General features: G+C 63.0%; 2 protein-coding genes and 1 pseudogene. 1 reads left to right on the top strand and 2 read right to left on the bottom strand.

Annotation, left to right across the window (positions count from 1 at the left end; all coding sequences use genetic code 11):
- Positions 1 to 598 precede the first annotated feature (598 nt).
- Positions 599 to 1,801 (bottom strand): hypothetical protein, encoded by a 1,203-nt coding sequence (locus tag MOV74_RS32680; RefSeq protein ID WP_246931116.1) that lies wholly within the window; start codon positions 1,799 to 1,801, stop codon positions 599 to 601.
- 189 nt (positions 1,802 to 1,990) lie between these two features.
- Positions 1,991 to 3,193 carry a calcium-binding protein gene (locus MOV74_RS32685; protein ID WP_246931117.1) on the bottom strand — a complete coding sequence of 401 codons (1,203 nt, stop codon included), beginning with the start codon at positions 3,191 to 3,193 and terminating at the stop codon, positions 1,991 to 1,993.
- Between the two features lie 498 nt (positions 3,194 to 3,691).
- On the opposite strand from MOV74_RS32685, the pseudogene MOV74_RS32690 reads away from it, so the two are divergent.
- Positions 3,692 to 4,145 (top strand): annotated as a pseudogene (locus tag MOV74_RS32690) (hypothetical protein); the annotation flags it as partial.

Here is a 4,145-nt window from a genome sequence, read left to right on the forward strand (position 1 = left end):
CCCCCGGCCGGCAAGTCGCCGCGCCCGCGGCCCGATGCGGATCCCGGCCTGGAGCCGCAGCCGCAGGCGTAATCGCTAGCCGGTAGATCAGATTGAAAAACGCGGCGGAAACGCCGCGTTTTTTATTGGCGGGGTTTGCTGGTGCGAGATGGCGTCCTGTGCGCGCCCTGATAGCAAATATCTCTTCACGGGCCCCAAGAGGTTGTCCTAGAAAATGGACAGCCGGGACGTATGAGGGCAGGTCGCAATTCAACACGCGCGGCGCGCCGCCGAATACCAGATGGCACTATGCCAGCGTGGAAACCGAGATCCTTGGCTTGGTGCTGCGGTCCGCCACGGCTACTTATCAGGTCTGGCTTCTTCCCGGCGAGCAGCGGAGATTTGCCCTGCTCGGGATTCGCGGGCAGATCATCCTGGTCGATCCGGCCTCGAAGCTCGTCATGGTGCACACGGCCGTCCGCCCAACACCGTCCGAGCCGGGAGCCCTTAGAGAGCCGCTGGCGTTGTGGTTCGCGGTGCTTCGACAGCTAGGGAAAATGATAATCCGCGTCTCGCCCCGCTGTCGGCGGGGCGAGACGTTGCTCGAGGAGCAACTCGCTCAGATCAGGAAGTCGGTCGCGTGCAGGTTCGCCGCGTTGACGCCATCGAGCGTGATGGAATCGTTCGCCGACAGTTGAATCACGGCGTCGCCGGCGGCATTGTCGCTGATCAGGCTCGACAGCGCCGCCCAGTCCGCAAACCCGTAGTCGTGCAGGTTGATCAGGTCGTGCTCGGTCACGGTGCTGCCGACCGCCTTGTTGCCCTGATCGAAGTCGGTGATCAGGTCATTGCCGGAGCCGGTGTTGAAGACGAAGGTGTCGCTGTTTCCTCCGCCGGAAAGCTGGTCATTGCCGGCGCCGCCGTTGAGTTTATCCCTGCCGCCGGTGATCGAGCCCGGTGTTGCGGGGTCATAGGCCGCCGCATCGCCATACAGATAGTCGGTGGCCGCTCCGCCGGTGAGGACATCGTTGCCGCCATGGGCATTGCCGGACATGGTCGGAGCGTCGCCGAACAGCTTGTCGCGCGCATCGTCCGTGTACGCGGTGCTGATCGTGACGGTGAGGACGTCGTCGCCGCCCTGGGCGTTGTCGGTCAGGGACGTGGAGGAGTCTCCCGACAGCGAAGCGCCGGCCCAGACGTTCTCACCGCTCATGGTCAGCGTGAGGTTGTCGTTGCCGCCATGCGCATCGCCGCCGATGGAACCAATGGCGTCGCCGCTGATCCTCGCTGAGCCCTCCCGCGTGTTCAGGCTGATATCGAGCGAGTCATTGCCGCCCTGCGCCGTGCCGCTCATGGAACCACCGGCATCACCGGCGTACACATTGTCGTAGCCTCGCCAGCCCACCGCGCCGATGATGGTGTCATTGCCGCCATGCGAATTGGCCGTCATGTCGCCGGCAACATCGCCGAAAGCCTGCACGTTGGTGTACAACGAGTCGTCCAAGACATTGATCGTGTCGTTGCCGCCCCTGGCGTCGTCGGTCATCGCCTGGGCATCGCCGACCACGAGAGCTTGGTTCCAGCCGTAGTTGAAGTTGACCGTGAGCGTGTCGTTGCCGCCGTGGGATTGGCCATGCAACGTCGTGTTGTCCTCGCCGAAGATCGTGACCTCTGCCTCGGGCTGGCTGATGGTCGCCGTCACGGTGTCGTTGCCGCCCCAGGCGTCCGAGGTGGTCGGGAAGTTCGGATCTCCGTTGATGGTTTCGATCTGGCCAAACTGGTCGAGCAGGACGTCGATGGTGTCGTTCGGCAGATATTGCATGGCGTAACTCCCATTTCATTGTCGGAAGCGGGCCGGACATCGGCGAAAGTCTTGCGCCGCTGTGACCACGCTTCACGGAGACGAATCTAGTTTGCGTCGATGGCAGGGATTTGCTGGAATTCGGGACAGAGTTGGATCGCGGTAAGTTCCGCCGCGGCGCGGCGACACCGTCGCTCCTGCTCTGCTTCCTCAGATGATGAAGTCGGTCGAATGCAGGTTCGCCGCGTGGATCCCGTCCAGTGTGATCGAATCGTTGGCGGAGAGATGGATCACGGCATCGCCGGCGGTGTTGTCGCTGATCAGTTTCGACAGCGCCGTCCAGTCTGCAAAGCCGTAGTCCTGCACGTCGATCAAATCGTGTTCCACCTCGGTGCTGCCGACGGCCTTGTTGCCTTGATCGAAGTCGACGATCGTGTCGTTGCCGGAGCCGGTGTTGAAGGCGAAGAAGTCGCTGTTTCCGCCGCCCCACATCCGGTCGTCACCGGCTCCGCCGTTCAGCGTGTCGGCGCCGCCGGTGATCGAACCTGGTGTCGCCGGTTCATAGTTTCGCGCATCGCCATACATGAAATCGCGGCCCGCGCCGCCATTGAGGATGTCGTTGCCGCCATGGGAATTACCCACCATGGTCGGCGCGTCGCCGTACATCTGCGAGCCGGCATCCGTATACTGGCCGGCGAGCTTGACGGTGAGCACATCGTCGCCGCCTTGGGCAAGATCCATCAGGGATGTCGCCGAATCCCCGAACAAGGCTCCGCCCGAGATGGCGCTGTCGCCGTTCAAGGTGACGGTCAGGTTGTCGTTGCCGCCATGCGCGAGACCTCTCAGGGAACCGATGGCATCGCCGCTGACAGTCGCCCCGCCGTCCGTCGTGAGCACGCTGACATCGAGCGTGTCGTTGCCGCCGTGCGAGGTGTCCATCATAGAACCGCCGGCATCGCCGGCGAACAGGTTGGCGCCGCCCCGCCACGCGACCGAGCCTGTGATGTCGTCATGGCCGCCCTGCGCATTGCCGGACATGTCGCCTGCGACATCGCCGAAGGCCGAGATCGTCGTGTAGACGGTGCGGCCGGCATCCGCGACGATGGTGTCGTTGCCGCCCTTGGCGTCATCGATCATCGACTGGGTATCGCCGATCACGACGGCGGTGCCCCAGCCACCGTCGATGTCGGCGATCAGCGTGTCATTTCCACCCTGGGAGTGACCAAGCAACATCGTATGGTCGTCGCCGAAGATCGTGAGTTTCGCATTGAGCGCGGCGACGGTGGCCGTCACGGTATCGTTGCCGCCCACGACGTCGGTGGATGCCGGAAAGCCGGGATCTCCATATACGGTCGCGATTTGGCCAAACTGGTCAAGCGTGACGTCGAAGGTGTCGTTCGGCAGATGCTGCATGGCGTAACTCCCATTTCATTGTCGGAAGCGCGCCTGACGTCTGCAGTTTTTTTGCAAGTCGCGTTGTTGACCACGCTTCACCGGGAGAAATCTACCTTTGGTAGATGGCAGAGATTTGTAGGAAATCGGGAGAGAGTTTGATTGCCTGCATGGAGCTGCAGCGGCCCTTGTCCGGTTCCAGCTCGTGGCGCAGCGCGGCGCGACAACTTGATCATGATGACACGCGCTGCAGCGACGCCCCCACTTCGATAGCGTCGCGGCACTTCAAGTGTGGCGCGCGTTCTCTCATTTGCGCACGCGCCAGACGGTCCGGGTCAGGCTTCGACACGGCCTCGATTCGCTCCGGAAAGTCCGGAACTCCGCCTCGGCGATGGGGCAAATGCGAGAAACATTAAAGAAGAACTTAACGCTTGCGTCCTACTTTTGCCCGCCATGACTGACCAGGCCGTCCACAGCGCGGTTCAACCGTTTCCGGCACGTGCAGCGCTCCCTTGGGCCGTGGGCCTCAGCGTGTATGGCCTGCTGCTGATCGTTGGGCCGCGGCTGCTCGGTGATCCCGACAGCTATTCTCATATCGAGGTCGGACGCTGGATCATAGCGCATGGCACTCTGCCGGAGAGCGATCCCTTTTCGTTTTCGAAGCTTGGCGCGGCCTGGATCACGTTCGAATGGCTCTCGGAAGTCGTCTACGCCGGAGCCTACGCACTTTCCGGCTGGCCCGGCGTCGTCGTTGTCGCAGCCGCCGCGATAGCGCTCGCCTTTGGCTTGTTCACCTTCTTCCTGTTGCGCGAGCTTTCGCCAAGCCTGACGCTGCTCATGGTGATCGCGGCCGTCGTCCTGTTGGCGCCACATATGCTGGCGCGGCCACACGCCCTCGTGCTGCCGGTGATGGTGACCTGGGCGGCTGCCCTGGTCCGCTGCATGGATCGCGGCGGGCCGCCGCCATACTGGG

It is taken from the genome of Bradyrhizobium sp. SHOUNA76 (assembly GCF_023006445.1).
In the GTDB taxonomy this organism is placed as follows: Bacteria; Pseudomonadota; Alphaproteobacteria; order Rhizobiales; family Xanthobacteraceae; genus Bradyrhizobium.

What these genes read in the sequence shown, in the direction of transcription:
- MOV74_RS32680 (WP_246931116.1), bottom strand. Translation starts at nt 1,801, where the DNA reads ATGCAATATCTGCCGAACGACACCATCGACGTCCTGCTCGACCAGTTT.
- MOV74_RS32685 (WP_246931117.1), bottom strand. Translation starts at nt 3,193, where the DNA reads ATGCAGCATCTGCCGAACGACACCTTCGACGTCACGCTTGACCAGTTT.